This is a genomic window from Acidovorax sp. LjRoot204 (assembly GCF_056175785.1).
In genome coordinates this window covers 1-15099 of record NZ_JBGFFF010000043.1, presented here as the reverse complement: position 1 = coordinate 15099, position 15099 = coordinate 1, and the positions used below count along the sequence as shown (strand labels likewise).

Annotated in this window: 15 protein-coding genes and 1 tRNA gene; 5 read left to right on the top strand and 11 right to left on the bottom strand. The window is 65.8% G+C overall.

Translation table 11 applies throughout. The annotated features are described in order from the left end of the window. Positions 1–6: 6 nt before the first annotated feature. A complete protein-coding gene (locus AC04MI_RS10230; protein WP_476497731.1) occupies positions 7–726 on the bottom strand; it encodes a YggS family pyridoxal phosphate-dependent enzyme in 720 nt (239 codons plus the stop codon). Positions 727–763: 37 nt separating this feature from the next. Here AC04MI_RS10230 and AC04MI_RS10225 point away from each other — a divergent pair, with 37 nt between their 5' ends. The 4 genes from AC04MI_RS10225 to AC04MI_RS10210 all read left to right on the top strand — a co-directional run bounded on the left by AC04MI_RS10225 (position 764) and on the right by AC04MI_RS10210 (position 4720). After that, on the top strand, positions 764–1807 hold the full coding sequence (locus tag AC04MI_RS10225) for a type IV pilus twitching motility protein PilT (protein ID WP_476497730.1): 1044 nt from the start codon (positions 764–766) through the stop codon (positions 1805–1807). Between the two features lie 68 nt (positions 1808–1875). Continuing rightward, positions 1876–2511, top strand: coding sequence for a Crp/Fnr family transcriptional regulator (locus AC04MI_RS10220; protein ID WP_015012256.1), 636 nt, complete (start codon positions 1876–1878; stop codon positions 2509–2511). Positions 2512–2569: 58 nt separating this feature from the next. Further along, positions 2570–3706 carry a PilT/PilU family type 4a pilus ATPase gene (locus AC04MI_RS10215; protein ID WP_056059906.1) on the top strand — a complete coding sequence of 379 codons (1137 nt, stop codon included), beginning with the start codon at positions 2570–2572 and terminating at the stop codon, positions 3704–3706. 99 nt (positions 3707–3805) lie between these two features. After that, on the top strand, positions 3806–4720 hold the full coding sequence (locus AC04MI_RS10210; RefSeq protein ID WP_476497729.1) for an NAD(P)-dependent oxidoreductase: 915 nt from the start codon (positions 3806–3808) through the stop codon (positions 4718–4720). 204 nt (positions 4721–4924) lie between these two features. On the opposite strand, the gene AC04MI_RS10205 is transcribed toward AC04MI_RS10210, so the two are convergent. The 3 genes from AC04MI_RS10205 to AC04MI_RS10195 form a co-directional block, all read right to left on the bottom strand. Beyond that, a complete protein-coding gene (locus AC04MI_RS10205; RefSeq protein ID WP_476497728.1) occupies positions 4925–5590 on the bottom strand; it encodes a BON domain-containing protein in 666 nt (221 codons plus the stop codon). Next, positions 5587–6186: an SIS domain-containing protein gene (locus AC04MI_RS10200; protein WP_056059914.1), complete on the bottom strand. Its 600-nt coding sequence runs from the start codon at positions 6184–6186 to the stop codon at positions 5587–5589. The genes AC04MI_RS10205 and AC04MI_RS10200 overlap by 4 nt, the downstream gene beginning before the upstream one ends. 90 nt (positions 6187–6276) lie before the next feature. Further along, entirely contained in the window at positions 6277–6687 is a 411-nt protein-coding gene (locus AC04MI_RS10195; RefSeq protein WP_436078229.1) for a YraN family protein, read from the bottom strand. Here AC04MI_RS10195 and rsmI point away from each other — a divergent pair. Then, the gene (gene rsmI, locus AC04MI_RS10190; protein WP_476497727.1) at positions 6687–7616 is read left to right on the top strand and encodes a 16S rRNA (cytidine(1402)-2'-O)-methyltransferase; all 930 of its coding nucleotides are present in this window, start codon (positions 6687–6689) and stop codon (positions 7614–7616) included. The genes AC04MI_RS10195 and rsmI overlap by 1 nt on opposite strands. A gap of 101 nt (positions 7617–7717) precedes the next feature. On the opposite strand, the gene AC04MI_RS10185 is transcribed toward rsmI, so the two are convergent. The 7 genes from AC04MI_RS10185 to AC04MI_RS10155 form a co-directional block, all read right to left on the bottom strand. After that, complete coding sequence (locus AC04MI_RS10185; protein WP_436078227.1) at positions 7718–8971, bottom strand: Hsp70 family protein; 1254 nt, start codon at positions 8969–8971, stop codon at positions 7718–7720. 169 nt (positions 8972–9140) lie between these two features. Then, a tRNA-Phe gene (locus tag AC04MI_RS10180) sits at positions 9141–9216 on the bottom strand. A gap of 60 nt (positions 9217–9276) precedes the next feature. Continuing rightward, positions 9277–9960 carry a response regulator gene (locus tag AC04MI_RS10175; RefSeq protein WP_476497726.1) on the bottom strand — a complete coding sequence of 228 codons (684 nt, stop codon included), beginning with the start codon at positions 9958–9960 and terminating at the stop codon, positions 9277–9279. Positions 9961–10002: 42 nt separating this feature from the next. Next, entirely contained in the window at positions 10003–12297 is a 2295-nt protein-coding gene (locus AC04MI_RS10170; protein WP_476497725.1) for a sensor histidine kinase, read from the bottom strand. Next, complete coding sequence (locus tag AC04MI_RS10165) at positions 12294–12905, bottom strand: DUF4390 domain-containing protein (RefSeq protein WP_056059932.1); 612 nt, start codon at positions 12903–12905, stop codon at positions 12294–12296. Before AC04MI_RS10165 ends, AC04MI_RS10170 begins: the two co-directional genes overlap by 4 nt. Positions 12906–12915: 10 nt before the next feature. Beyond that, positions 12916–14244: a 16S rRNA (cytosine(967)-C(5))-methyltransferase RsmB gene (rsmB, locus tag AC04MI_RS10160; protein ID WP_436078475.1), complete on the bottom strand. Its 1329-nt coding sequence runs from the start codon at positions 14242–14244 to the stop codon at positions 12916–12918. Between the two features lie 162 nt (positions 14245–14406). Next, positions 14407–15015 carry a LemA family protein gene (locus tag AC04MI_RS10155; protein WP_436078225.1) on the bottom strand — a complete coding sequence of 203 codons (609 nt, stop codon included), beginning with the start codon at positions 15013–15015 and terminating at the stop codon, positions 14407–14409. Positions 15016–15099 lie beyond the last annotated feature (84 nt).

Sequence of the window (15099 nt, the reverse complement as noted above, 5' to 3'; positions counted from 1 at the left end):
GCCCGCTCAGGCGGCGGGGTAGGTCCGTCCACCAAACACGCCGGTGCCCACGCGCACCAGCGTGCTGCCTGCCTGAATGGCGGCCTCCAGGTCGGCCGTCATGCCCAGGGACAGGGTGTCAAACTGCCCCAGGCCTGGCTCTCCCACTGCCGATATCTCATCAAATAGCCTTCTGGCGCTAGTGTGGATTRCCAATTGCGCTTCAAATTCAGGAGCATGGTCCGGAATGCTCATGAGCCCCCGCACGACCAGTCGTGGCAGTTTTGCGACAGCACGCACCAGGTCCAGGGCCTCGGCCGGGGCCACGCCCGACTTGGTGGGCCCACCGTCGATGTTGACCTGGATACATACCTGCAGCGGCGGCAGGTGATCGGGCCGCTGGGCTGACAGGCGCTCGGCGATCTTGAGCCGGTCCACCGTGTGCACCCAGTCGAAGTGCTCGGCCACCAGGCGGGTCTTGTTGCTCTGGATAGGGCCAATGCAGTGCCACTGCAGCGCCACGCCGGGCAAGGCAGCCCGCACGGCGGCAATCTTGTCCACGCCCTCCTGGATGTAGTTCTCGCCAAAGGCGCGCTGGCCTGCGGCCACCGCCTCCAGCACTGCATCGGCGCCAAAGGTCTTGGAAACGGCCAGCAGGCCCACCTGGCCCGGGTCACGCCCGGCAGCCCGGCACGCCTGGGCGATCCGGCCCATAACCTGTTGGAGGTTGTTAGCAATCGTGGTCATAATGTTTGGCAAGCGTACCAAACGATAGAGGGACTCCGTGGACATTACCCAATTGCTCGCGTTCAGCGTGAAGAACAAGGCCTCCGACCTGCACCTCTCCGCCGGTCTGCCGCCCATGATCCGGGTCCACGGCGACGTGCGGCGTATCAACGTCGATGCGCTGGACCACAAGACGGTGCATGCCATGGTGTACGACATCATGAGCGACGCGCAGCGCAAGACGTATGAAGAGTTCCTGGAGGTGGACTTTTCCTTCGAGATCGAAGGCCTGGCCCGCTTCCGCGTCAACGCCTTCAACCAGAACCGGGGCGCGGCCGCCGTGTTCCGGACGATTCCGAGCAAGATCCTGACGCTGGAGCAGCTCAACGCCCCTAAGATCTTCGGCGACCTGGCCTTGAAGCCACGGGGCCTGGTGCTGGTGACCGGCCCCACGGGCTCGGGCAAGTCCACCACGCTGGCCGCCATGGTCAACTACCTCAACGAATCCGAATACGGCCACATCCTCACGGTGGAAGACCCGATCGAATTCGTGCACGAGTCCAAGAAGTGCCTGATCAACCAGCGTGAAGTCGGCCCGATGACGCTGTCCTTCGCGGCGGCCCTGAAGTCCGCACTGCGCGAAGACCCGGACGCCATTCTGGTGGGCGAAATGCGCGACCTGGAAACCATCCGCCTGGCCATGACGGCTGCTGAAACGGGCCACTTGGTGTTCGGTACGCTGCACACCTCGAGCGCCGCCAAGACCATCGACCGGATCATCGACGTGTTCCCCGCCGAAGAAAAGGAAATGGTCCGTGCGATGTTGTCCGAATCGCTGCAGGCCGTGATCTCGCAAACACTGTGCAAGACCAAGGACGGCYMSGGCCGCGTGGCGGCGCACGAGATCATGCTGGGCACCAGCGCCATCCGCAACCTGATCCGCGAGGCCAAGGTGGCGCAGATGTACTCAACCATCCAGACCAGCAACAGCGTGGGCATGCAGACGCTGGACCAGAACCTGACCGACCTCGTGCGCCGCAACATCATCAGTCCGGCCGAAGCACGCAGCAAGGCCAAGATCCCCGAGAACTTCCCCGGCTGAGCCCCCCGACAGCACACCCCCATGAACGACTTTGCGGCCCCTGCAGGCGCCGCATACCGGAGCGCGATATGAAAGGCATTTTGAGCCTTCTGAAAATGAAAGCCCGCAGCGGCAAGCCATCGGACGACCACACGGATTCCGTGCTGTTTTCCACCGCGTTTGCGGGCCAGGGTGTGGACGACTCCATGCTGGTGCCCTGGGAGGCACGCGCCGTGGAAGTGGGCGCCAAGCGCCTGCCTACCAGCCGGGGCGGCAAACTGCTGCAAGGCCTGTGGGCCAAGGACAAGTACATGGCGCACCTGGACAAGGACGCTGTGGAGCGCATGGAGCGCTTTTTTGAATTTGCGGCCGTCCCGTCCAATCGCGACGTGATTCGCCAGGATGAGTACGGCAACTTCATGGTGGTGCTGCTCACCGGCACCATCGCCGTGGACCGCGTGCAGCCTTGGGGCGAACAATTGCGTCTGGCCGAGACACGCCCTGGGGACATCCTGGGCGAGATGTCGCTGCTGGATAGCGGCATCCGCTTTTCGGCCTGCACCACACTCACCGACTGCGAGATCGCCGTGCTCTCCGCCGAGGCCATGGACGACATGATGACCAAGGATCCGCAACTGGCCGCCAGCCTGATTGCCCTGCTGGCGCGCAAGCTGTCGCTGCGCCTGCGCGTGGTGAGCGCACGCCTGAGCGACAACCAGAAATGATGCACCTATCCACGACACAAGATCGTCCGGCAGACGACCACCCCCGGGAGAAATTCTGATGGAACGCGATCAGGCCAGTAAATTCATCAATGACCTGCTCAAGCTGATGGTGAGCCGCAACGGCAGCGACTTGTTCATCACGGCAGAGTTTCCACCCGCCATCAAGGTCGATGGCAAGGTGACCAAGGTGTCGCCGCAACCCCTCACGTCCAACCACACGCTCACGCTGGCGCGCGCCATCATGAGCGACAAGCAGGTGGCGGACTTTGAGCGCACCAAGGAGTGCAACTTCGCCATCTCGCCCGCTGGCATCGGGCGCTTCCGCGTSAACGCTTTCATCCAGCAGGGCAAGGTCGGCATGGTGCTGCGGACCATTCCGCTCACGCTGCCCACCATCGACGGCCTGGGTGTGCCGCAGGTGCTCAAGGAAGTGACGATGACCAAACGCGGCCTGTGCATCCTGGTGGGTGCCACGGGCTCGGGCAAGTCCACCACGTTGGCCGCCATGGTGGACTGGCGCAACGAGAACTCGTTCGGCCACATCATCACGGTGGAAGACCCCATCGAATTTGTGCACCCGCACAAGAACTGCGTGGTGACGCAGCGTGAAGTGGGCCTGGATACCGACAGCTGGGAAGCAGCGCTGAAGAACACGCTGCGCCAGGCACCCGACGTGATCCTGATGGGCGAAATCCGCGACCGCGAGACCATGGAGCATGCGGTGGCGTTTGCCGAAACCGGGCACTTGTGCCTGGCCACGCTGCACGCCAACAGCGCCAACCAAGCGCTGGACCGGATCATCAACTTCTTCCCCGAAGAGCGCCGTGCCCAGTTGTTGATGGACCTGTCGCTCAACCTGCGCGCCATGGTGTCGCAGCGCCTGATCCCCAAGCAGGACGGCAAGGGCCGCGCCGCAGCGGTGGAGGTGATGCTCAACACCCCGCTGATCTCCGACCTGATCTTCAAGGGCGAGGTCTCCGAGATCAAGGAGATCATGAAGAAGAGCCGCAACCTGGGCATGCAGACCTTCGACCAGGCGCTGTTCGATGCCTACGAGGCCAATGTCATCAGCTACGAAGACGCGCTGCGCAATGCCGACTCGCTCAACGACTTGCGCCTGCAGATCAAGCTCAACAGCCAGCGCGCCAAGTCACCCGACCTGGCACAGGGCACCGAGCATTTTGCGATCGTTTGACCCCAGAGCCAGGTCCACATACCTTCGCACCGCTTCACCCGCCCTCTTGGGCGGGTTTTCGTTTTCACGCATACTTTTGCAACATCTTCCCGCCACACCATGCCAAGCACTAACCCCCGCAATTACGACACCACTCCCTCCCGCAAAGTCGCCTTTCTGGGCCTGGGCGTGATGGGCTATCCCATGGCAGGCCACCTGGCGCTGGCTGGTCATGAAGTCACTGTGTACAACCGGACCGCTACCAAATCCGTAGCGTGGTGCGCAGAGTATGCGGGCACCAAGGCCCCCCAGCATGCAGCCACGCCCCGCGAGGCGGCGGCAGGCGCCGACATCGTGTTCTGCTGTGTGGGCAATGACGATGACCTGCGCTCGGTCACCCTGGGTGCGGACGGTGCCTTCGCAGGCATGAAGCCCGGCGCGATTTTTGTGGACCACACCACGGCCTCGGCCGAGGTGGCCCGCGAGCTGTATGCGGCCGCCCAGGCGCTCGGCCTGCAGTTTGTGGATRCGCCCGTGTCCGGCGGCCAAGCCGGCGCTCAGAACGGCCTGCTGACCGTGATGTGCGGCGGCGATGCCGCAGCCTTCGAGGCTGCTCAGCCCGTGGCCATGGCGTTCTCGCGCGCCTTCACGCTGCTGGGTGCCAGCGGCTCGGGCCAGTTGGCCAAGATGGTCAACCAGATCTGCATCGCCGGGCTGGTGCAGGCCCTGTCGGAAGCCGTGGCGTTTGGCCAGAACGCCGGGCTGGACATGAAGCAGGTGCTGGAAGTGATCGGCAAGGGCGCGGCCCAGAGCTGGCAGATGGACAACCGYGGCAAGACCATGRTSGACGGCAAGTTCGACTWYGGYTTTGCSGTSGACTGGATGCGCAAGGACCTGGGACTGGTGCTGGACGAAGCCAAGCGCAACGGATCACGCGTGCCGGTGACGGCACTGGTGGACCAGTTCTATGCCGATGTGCAGAAGATGGGCGGCAACCGCTGGGATACGTCCAGCCTGATTCAGCGCTTGAAGTAACCCCCTCAGCCGCCTGCGGTGTCTGCCCCGACAAAGGGCAGGCCTGGCGGTCGGACAAAGCAGGCGTCGTCACAGCCTCACCCCCTGGTGCAACGCCGGCGACGTGTGGCAGCGTTGCGGAGCCCCAGCGCTGCGCTGCAAGAAAAAAGTCCCAGACCACGCGCTGCGGTCTGGGACTTGGCCCCTCTGGGCTGAACCCTGTCCTCAGCCGCCGGCCGGCTTGGTGTCCGTGGTGACCGGCGCAGGCTGCGGCGCGATGCGGCGCAGCTCTTCCTCCGAAACGATCTCGAACACACGCACCACCTTGCGCACGTCACTCACGCCCCGGGCGATGTCCGTGGCACGGTTAGCCTCGCGCTGCGAGACACGGCCCATCAGATAGACGGTGTTGCGCTCGGTCACCACCTTGAASGAGTTGGCSRAGATGTCCTGCGCGTCCACCAGGCTCGCACGCACCTTGCCGGTGATGAAGGTGTCCGTGGACCGCTGGCTCAGGGTGGAGCTGGGCATCACGGCCAGATCGTTGACCACGGAGCGCACGTTCTCCACCTGCGACACCATCTGCTCCACCGCCTGGCGGTCCTGGGCCGTGGCGACTTCACCGGTCAGCAGGGCCTGGCGGTTGTAGCTGGTCACGTTGACATGGGCCCGGTCGCCCAGGGCTTCGCGAATGCGGTTGGCCGCGCGCAGCTCAATGCCTTCGTCTTCGATCTGGGTGCCGGCCGTGCGGCGGTCCACCGCCATCACGCCGCCGACCACAGCGCCGCCCACGATCAGGGGCGCGCAGGCCGATAGTGCGGCGGCCAGTGTGGCAGCAGCCAGGGCAGTGCCCACCACGCGGCGGGTGCGGTTCAGGGTTGTCGGGTTCATAGTGGGATCTCCTGTTCACCAAGTAACTGTGCGTCCACGCCGTCGCTGATGCAATGCAATACCAGCGTGTGGACTTCGCGCACGCGTGCCGCACGGTCGTGGGGCACGCTGATCAAGACGTCGGTCTCCCTCAGCATGGCGGCCAGTTTGCCGCCGGTGCGGCCCGCCAACACCACCACGGTCATGTCGCGCTCGTGCGCGGCCTCGGCGGCAGCCAGCAGGTTGGGGTCGTTGCCGTGCACCGTCAGGGCCAGCAGCACATCGCCCGCCTGGCCCAGGGCGCGCACCTGGCGCGCAAACTGCTGGGTGGCATCGTTGCTGCCCGCAGCCGCCGTGAGCAGGGTGTTGTCGGATGTGAGCGCCAGCGCGGCCAGCTCGGGACGTTCGCGTTCAAAGCCCGCCACGCAAAAGGCGGCAAACTGCTGCGCTTCGGCGGCGGACGGGCCGTTGCCACAGGCCAGCACCTTGCCGCCGCTGGTCACGCAGGCCAGCACCGCCTGTACGGCAGCGGCAATGGGGTGGCTCAGGGTCTGCGCGGCCTGGTACTTCAGGTCGGCGCTGTCGATGAAATGCTGTTGGATGCGTTGCTCAAGCATGAGGGCCCGATGATACCCGCCGCGTGTTACAGCTTTTGTAGCAAAGGGTAGCCACCTGCATTGCGCTGGCGACCAGTACGGCGCCCGCCGCTACTGCGCATCGAACGCCGCCTTGAGCCACTGCACCCCCTCCTCCACCAGCACCACGTCAAAACGGCAGGGCGGTGGCGACGGCAAGCACATCAGGTAGTGCCGCGCGGCAAAGATGATGCGCTGCTGCTTGGTCGCGCTGATGCTGGCACCGGCGCCGCCAAAGCCGCCATGCGCGCGGCTGCGCACCTCCACAAACACCAGGGTGCCATCCCGGTCACGCATCACCAGATCAATCTCGCCCCCGCCGCGTCCGGGCGTCCGATAATTGCGCACCGCCAGTTGCAGTCCCGCTGCCTGCAGATGGGCCAATGCCTGGTCCTCGGCAGCGTTGCCCCGCTCACGCGTGGTGGCTTTTTTGGCAGCCTCCGGGGTGGCAACGGCCGGTGGTCTTTTTCCAAGGAAATTCATTGAGCGCATCTTTCGCTTCAGCCCAGAGCGCGGCGCACGACGCCGCCGCTGCGCAGCATTATCCGCAGGGCGCGCTGTACGTGGTGGCCACGCCCATCGGCAACCTGGCCGACATCACCTTGCGCGCACTGCATGTGCTGCAACTGGYCGAYACGGTGGCCTGCGAGGACACGCGCCATACGCAGWSSATGCTGCGCGCCTACKGCATCGACAAGGGCGCCAGCCAGCTGCTGGCTGTGCACCAGCACAACGAGGCCGAAGCCGCGCAGAACGTGGTGCACCGGCTGCAGCAGGGCCAGCGCGTGGCCTATGTGAGCGACGCAGGCACCCCCGGCGTGAGCGACCCCGGYGCACGTCTGGTGGCTGCCGTGCAGGCGGCGGGCCTGCGTGCCGTGCCACTGCCGGGCGCCAGCAGCATCACCACCGCATTGAGCGTGGCCGGTGCCGTGGCCCACAGCACCGAACACGGCGGCTTTGTGTTTGCAGGATTCCTGCCCGTCAAGAACGCGGAGCGTGCCAACGTGATCGCCCAGCAACTGGCCCAGGAGCCCCGGTGCGTGGTGCTGCTTGAAGCGCCCCACCGCATCGGCGAGCTGGCCCAGGCCCTGGCCGTATTGGGCGAGCGCCCCGTCACCCTGGCGCGCGAGCTGACCAAACAGTTTGAAGAAGTCACCACCCAGCCAGCGCAGGCGCTGACGGCGTGGCTGGATGGGTCGCCCCAGCGCTCGCGCGGCGAATTCGTGGTGTTGCTGCACCCGGTACCCGTGGTCAGCGACGCGGGCGACAGCCACCGCGTGCTGCGCCTGTTGCTGGCCGAGCTGCCCCTGAAGACCGCCGTGCGCCTGGCCGCCGAGATCACGGGCGCATCGCGCAACGTGCTGTACGACACCGCGCTGGAGTGGAAGCGCGGGGATGGCGTACAGGACTGACTCCAGATGCTCCCGGGCAGTGTTTGCGATGATTTGTGGCGGTAGCGCTAGTGCAATATGCCGCATCAGCTATTCAATTGATAGCAAACTGGATGACATGACTACCGCGAAACCGCCAGGCCCGCAGCCACCCCGCCGAACAGATCACCCTCCACTTGCGGAGTTGCCGGGAAGGCCGTGCGCAGTGCCTGGCGCAGGGGCCGCAGCGCCGACGAGCCCCCGGTCAGGTAGATCGCATCCACCCCCCCATCGCCCAGTCCCGCCATCTGCAGGCAGTCGCGGGCGCAAGCCACCACCTGATCCAGCGGCTGCGCCAGGGACTGCGCCAATCCGGGCGGCGTGATGGCGGCGCCGAGCCCGGCCTCGACCCAGTCCAGCGGCATGGGCGCCTCGGCATCGGCCAGAGAAGCCGCGATCTTGGCCTGCTCCACCGTGTTGGCCAGGCGGTGGCCCAACCGCTCGTTCAACACCCGCATCAGCCGGGCATGCAGCGCGGCATCGGCATAGTCGGTGCGCAGGTTCTGCGCATCACGCAGTGCGCGCGGCGAATACAGCCACTGGATCAGGTGCCAGGTCGAGAGGTCGAAAAACACGCGGCTGGGCACCTCGCGCCCCGACGGGCCGATGTGGCGAAAGCCCAGCAGCGGCATGAGCAGGTCCAGGCTCAGGCGGCGGTCAAAGTCCGTGCCACCGATGTGCACGCCAGTGGTGGCCAGCACATCGCTGCTGCGGTCCGCGCGGGCCATGCGCTCGGGGCCCAGGCGCACCACAGTGAAGTCCGAGGTACCGCCGCCAATGTCCACCACCAGCACCAGCGACTCGCGGTCGATGCGCTGCTCGTAGTCCAGCGCGGCAGCGATGGGCTCAAACTGAAAACTCACGTTCTCGAACCCTGCCGACAGCGCAGCCTGGCGCAGCGCGTCCTCGGCCTGCTGATCGCGCTCGGCATCGCCGTCCACAAAATGCACCGGYCGCCCCATCACCACCCGCCCGGGCATGCCACCGAGTTCGTCGCGGGCCTTCTGCGCCAGCATCCGCAAGAAGAGGCCGATGATGTCCTGGTAGCTGACCAGCTGGTTGTGCACTGCGGTTTTGTCCTGCAGCAGCGCACTGCCCAGCAGGCTCTTGAGCGAGCGCATCAGCCGCCCTTCCGTGCCCGCGAGGTACTGCGCCACCGCATCGCGCCCAAAGTGCGTGCGCTGGTCTTCGGCGTTGAAGAACAGCGCCGTGGGCAGCGTGTGCGCATCCCCCTCCAGCGCCACCATCCGCGACAGGCCCGCGCCCTGCCGCACCGCCATCGCGGAGTTGGAAGTGCCGAAGTCGATACCAAGGGTGGTGTCCTGCAGAAGGGGCATGGGGAACGTGGGGAGAAACAACAAGGAAGGCAATGCGCGGTACGGGCAGCAACCAGCACCAAGGCAACGCGGGATTTCGGCATGCGCACCTGCCCAGCTGGGTGTGGCCCTGCTTCGGCAGTACGAAATTGAAAAAGCCCTTGATTCTTGCAAATCAAGGGCTTTTGTTTGGTGGCCTGGGGCGGAATCGAACCACCGACACAAGGATTTTCAATCCTCTGCTCTACCGACTGAGCTACCGGGCCTGAGCCTCAAATTATAGCCAGAAAAATCAGCGCTTCCAGCAAAAGGCACAAATTAATTGATCAGYCGCGCTTGCCGCGCCCCAGATCCACGCCCAGCTGGCGCAGCTTGCGGTACAGGTGGGTGCGCTCCAGGCCCGTCTTTTCGGCCACGCGCGTCATGGAGCCGCCTTCGCGGGCCAGGTGAAACTCGAAGTAGGCTTTCTCGAAACCATCGCGCGCTTCGCGCAGGGGGCGATCCAGGTCAAACCCCTGGTGGGCGTGGGGGCCGGGGTCCACCCCCGCCATCACCGCAGAAACGGCAGGCAGTTGCGAGAACGTCGGATCGGCCGGAGCGGCAGCGGGTGCGGACACAGCAGCCACGGGTGCAGCCTGGTGGGCCGCGTTGCGGGCCAGGCCCTGCTCCACGGCCTTGAGCAGCTTTTGCAGGGTGATGGGTTTTTCAAGGAACGAGAAAGCGCCGATGCGCGTGGCCTCCACCGCCGTGTCGATGGTGGCGTGGCCGCTCATCATGATGACCGGCATGGTGAGCACGCCCGCAGTCGCCCACTCTTTGAGTAACGAGACGCCGTCGGTGTCGGGCATCCAGATGTCCAGCAGCACCAGGTCATAGCTGTTGCCTGCCCGGGCGGCTCGGGCCTGGGTCGCATTTTCTGCGAGGTCTACGCTGTGACCTTCGTCGTTCAGGATTTCCGACAGCAGATCACGAATGCCGAGCTCATCGTCGACCACCAGAATGTTTGCCATGTGTGTTGAAGCGCCTTGGGGAGGTACTGCGGGGCGGTGTTGTTATGACGCCACCGCTGGTTCAGGGGCGAATGATAACGACACTTGGGCGCCGCGCACCACGCCTTCTTCGGTGCGGTTGGACAGTTCGATGCGCGCTCCGTGCTCATCTGCGATCTTTTTGACCACGGCCAAACCCAGGCCGGTGCCACGCGGTTTGGTGGTGACATAGGGTTCGAAGGCGCGCTGCAGGATGTGGGACGGAAAGCCCCCGCCGCTGTCCGACACCGTGAGCCGCACACGGCGTGACGATTCGCTCCAGCGGGTGCTGATGCGCACCGGCGACACGGGCTCGGAGGCCCCGGCGCGGGCCTGCTCGGTCGAGTCCTGGGCGTTCTGCAGCAGGTTGTGTACGACCTGGCGCAACTGCTGCGCATCGCCCGCAATCCAGGGGCAGCGCGGGTCCAGCTCGGCTTCTACAGGCACGGTGGCGTTTTCTGCCCCATACAAATGGAGCACGTCGGCGACCAGGGCATTGAGGTCCAGCGCATGCAGTTCGGCGGCAGGCAAGCGCGCGTAATCGCGGAACTCGTTGACCAGTCGCTTCATCGCATCGACCTGGTCCACGATGGTCTTGACGGACTTGGCGAGGATGGCTTGTTCAGGGTCCGGCAGCTTGCCCGACAGCTTCATTTCAAGGCGCTCGGCCGACAGCTGGATGGGGGTCAGCGGGTTCTTGATTTCGTGCGCCAGCCGGCGCGCTACCTCGCCCCAGGCCTGCGCACGCTGGGCCGAAACGATTTCCGAAATGTCGTCAAAAACCAACAGTCGGGTGGCATCGGGCAGCTCTGCGCCACGCGCAACTAGGCTCGTGGCGTGTTGTCCGGCGCCGCCTGAGGAGGCATGCAGCTCGAACGGCTGCTGCCAATGGTCCAGGCCATGGCGTTCATGGTCCCCCAAAAACGCATCGAAATGGCCCTGGACCGAAGCGGCAAACTCCGCGAGGCCCGGCACTTCGGACAGCGGCCGCCCCTCATAAGCGGCCATGGGAGCGCGCAGGATGCGGGTGGCGCCCGGGTTGGACGAACGGATCAGTCCCTGCGCATCCAGCACGATGACACCCGCCGTAAGGTTGTCCAGAATGGTCTGCAGGTTGGCGCGGGAGGCATCGACCTCGCCCATGCTCTGCTCCACCGCCTGGCGCGCGTCTGCCAGTTGCTGGGTCATGAGCGCGAACGAGCGCGTCAGCCCACCCAACTCATCTTTGCTTTGCAGCGCGGCCTTGGGACTCAGATTGCCCGCAGCCACCTCGCGCACCCCCTCTGCAAGCACCAACAAAGGCCGCGCCAGCTGGTTGCCCAGCAGCACCGCCAGCAGCACAGCGCCGAACACCGCCAGGAACAGACTCAGCGTGAGCGTGCCCACATACATGCGCCGCAGCCCGCCCCGGGCCAGCGCACGCTCCTGGTATTCACGATTGGCCTCCTGCACGGCGATGGCGTTGGCCACCAAGGCTGGCGGTAGGGGCAAGGTGGCCTGCAGATAGCGCGGCTCCATCAACAGGCCCACGCTGGGGCTGCTGACCAGGGCCAGCACCTTGACCCGCGCGTTCTGCGCCGCAGCCGGGTCGGCAATGTCGTCCAGCCCTTCGATCTGCGCCGTGGCGCGCTGCTGGCGCGCCGTGCGCAGCAAGGCAGCGCCGGGCCGCTCGGGGTTGAGGCTGAACCGCGACTGCCCCGCGCTGGCCACCGCCTGACCGGACGCGTTCCAGAGCACCACGTCGGTCGCGCCGAGCTGGTCGCGAATACGCTCCAGCACCAGGCCTGCAGCGGCGTCGGGCACCTGGGCCACCTGGGCGCTGGCATTGCGGGTCTTGGCGGCCATGTCCGTGGCCAACGAGTCCAGCGACACGCGGGCCAGGTTGACGCCCGCAGACAGGGCCCCCTCCACCTTSACGTCGAACCAGCTTTCGATSGAGCGCGYGACGAACTGGTAGGACACCACATAGATCAGCAGCCCCGGCATGAGCCCCACCAGCGCAAAAATGGCTGCGAGCTTGACCAGCAGGCGGCTGCCAAAGCGCCCCTTGCGCAGGCGCAAGCCCAGGCGCACCGCCACCCAGCCCAGCACCAGCAGCAGCAGCAGCGCCACAAACACGTTGACGCCGAAGAGCCAGGCGTAGTTGCGCTCGTACAGCACGCGGTTGTTGGTGGCCAGCGTCAGCAAGAACAGCAGTACCAGACCGATGGCCGACATGATGGCGGCGCCCACGCCCACGGCCCAGCGCACTGCGCGGGACTGGCGGGCGGTGGCGTGGGTCGATGCCGAAACGCCGGTGGATGGGGGGGACGTGCTCACTTGGCTGGCTCTGCGCCCAGGCGCTGGCTGCGGGAGACCAGCAGGTTCCAGCCCGACCGGCCGACCGCACCGATCTGGAAAGGACGGGGCAGCTGGGACATGTCGAGGCGGAAGCGGAAGTTCACCGTATGCACGGCATCGGACTCGATCACATCGCGTTCAGCGATCTTCCAGCGTGAAAAACGCTGAATCGACGACAAGGCATCGGCGTAATTGTCAAAATTCTGACCCAGCACCACGCCCAGCCCGCTGTTGGTGAAAGGCGTGGAGGAGATGTTGAGACGCCAACGGCGGGTGAGCGGCTGGTAGCTCAGGCGGAAGTACCGGGTGGTCTCGGCCACCTGCCGGTCGGACCAGTACCAGCGGTCGCGCAGCACCTGGGCGTCGGCCACGAAGAACATGGGAATGCCTTTTTGCAAGGCGTCTTCGGCCAGCTCGGGCAGTTCAAATTGCAGGTTGGCACTCAGGTACAGACCGTCGTCCCCGCGTTCGAGGCGCAGGTCACCCACCTCGGAGGATGCCGCCTGTGCCGCTACGGCCTGCGGCACCCAGCAGAGCACCGTCCCCCAAAACAGCACAAACCACGCGCACACCAGCCACCAGCGCATGCCCCGGGGCTCATTGCGCCGATTTTTGCAACAGTGCGTAAAAAAAGCCGTCGTGGTCACCGGTCAGATTGTCCGGGACAGCCCCGACCTTGTCCGCGTTGCCGGGAATTAAATGCCCCGGCGACGGCAGCATTTGCGCATCGGTGTTGTGTGCAAGAAACGTTTGCACCTGGGCATCACCCTCTGCCCGGAAGACGGAACAAGTGCAATACAGCAGGCGCCCGCCGGGACGCAACAGCGGCCACAGGGCCTTGAGCAGGGCCGCCTGCAGGGTTGCCAGCTGGGCAATGTCGGATTCACGGCGCAGCCAGCGCACGTCTGGATGGCGACGCACAATGCCGGACGCGGTGCACGGTGCGTCGAGCAGGATGGCGTCGAACGGGACGCCGCCGCACTGCGACTGCCACCAGTCTTGCGGGCGGGCAGCATCRGCCACCAGGACCTGGGCCGTCAGCCCCAGGCGCTGCAGGGTTTCACCAATGCGGACGCTGCGTGTGGCATCGATTTCCAGCGCCGTGACCTGCAAGGGAGACTGCGGACCCGCCATCTCCAGCAAGTGCGCCGTCTTGCCGCCGGGGGCGGCGCAGGCGTCGAGCACGCGCAAGGGCTGACTCAGATCCAGCCCTTGCAGCAGCAAAGGAGCCGCCTGCTGGGCGGCGGCGTCCTGCACGGACACCCAGCCCTCCGCAAAGTGTGGCAGCGACTGAACGGGCACCGCCTGGCGCAGCGCGACGCCATGCTGGCCCACCGCAATCGCTCCTAAACCAATAGCATCCAAGGCATGTAAATACTGCGCTACCGTGCATTTCTGTTCGTTGACCCGCAACACCATGGGTGCGTGGGCATTGTTGGCCTGCAGGATCTGCTCCCAGTGCTGGGGGTGGTCCTTGCGCAGGCGCTGCACCCACCACGCCGGATGGTTCCAGCGCGCCACGGGATCGTTGTCGGTGGCGGCCACCAGGGCGTCGCGCTCGCGCAGAAAACGGCGCAGGCAGCCGTTGATGAACGAGGCCTGCGCGCGGGTGGCCGGGTGGTGCTTAGCCGCCTCCACCGCCTGGTTCACCAGGGTGAAGGGTTCGTAGGGCGAGGCCTGCGGGTCCCAGCACAGCGCCAGTGCGCTGCACAGCAGCGCATCGGCGGCGGGTGCGGGGGCACGGGCGGCCAGCTGTCGGCGCAGGGCCTCGGCCCGCCCGGCCTGGCGCAATACYTGGAACAACAGGGCCTGCGCGCCAGGGCGCAGCGCGATCTCTATGGCCGCCAGCGCTGCCGTGCCGGACTGCCCACCCCGGATCGCCTGCAAGGCGCCAGCCACCGCTGCCAGCAACCGCCACAGAGGCACCGTCGCGGCACTCGATGGAGTCGCCCTATCGGGTGAGACCGCAGCAGAACCCGCCTGCGGAGCTTGCAGGCCGGAGCCTGCGCGTAYGGGACGCGGCGCGTTGCCACCGGTGCGGCGGGGACGGTGGTGGGGAGGTGGAGTCATCGTGATCCTGAAAACGGGTTACAGCGCACGTGCCGCCTTGAACCCGAACACCCAGGCCAGCAGGCTGGCCGGAAACTGGGCAATGGCACTGTTGTACTGCACCACGGCCTCATTGAACACGCGAATCGCTTGCTCGTTCTGCACGGCGTGTTCGTCCCAGCGCACCTGCCACACGGACAGGACCACGGGCGCAGACCCCGGGGTCACCGTACCGGCATCAGCGGTCGGGACCAACGCTGTTAGCTGTGCAGGGTCGGCCAGCAACTTCTGCAAGGCGGTGGCCCAGGTTGCTCGCAGCACTTCTCGAGCGGCCGTCAATGCAGCCACCGCGTCACTCTGCAGCGGGCGGGCACGTGCCACGGCCAGCGAGGCACTCAATTGCGTCACGGCACCCTGCAGCGCGGCCAACTCTTGCGCACCTGCATCGGCCAGCAAGCTGCCGCGCTGTACGGTCTGYGCCGCCCCGAACTCGCCAAGCAACGCCACCAGCCGCACCATATGTGCGTCAAAACTGCCGAACGACTGAACGACGGCCGAGCGCAGGCGCATCAGACGGTTGTAGGCCCCCAGGGCCCAGAACAGAAAAACAGCAAAAGCAATCCAGAAGAGGGGCGACGACCACAGCATGCACAGTTGCCGGAGCGGATGCTGCTGCACCCGTCGCGGCCCGAAAAACAGAAAGTTGAAACAAACGACGGGCGGTGAAAAGAC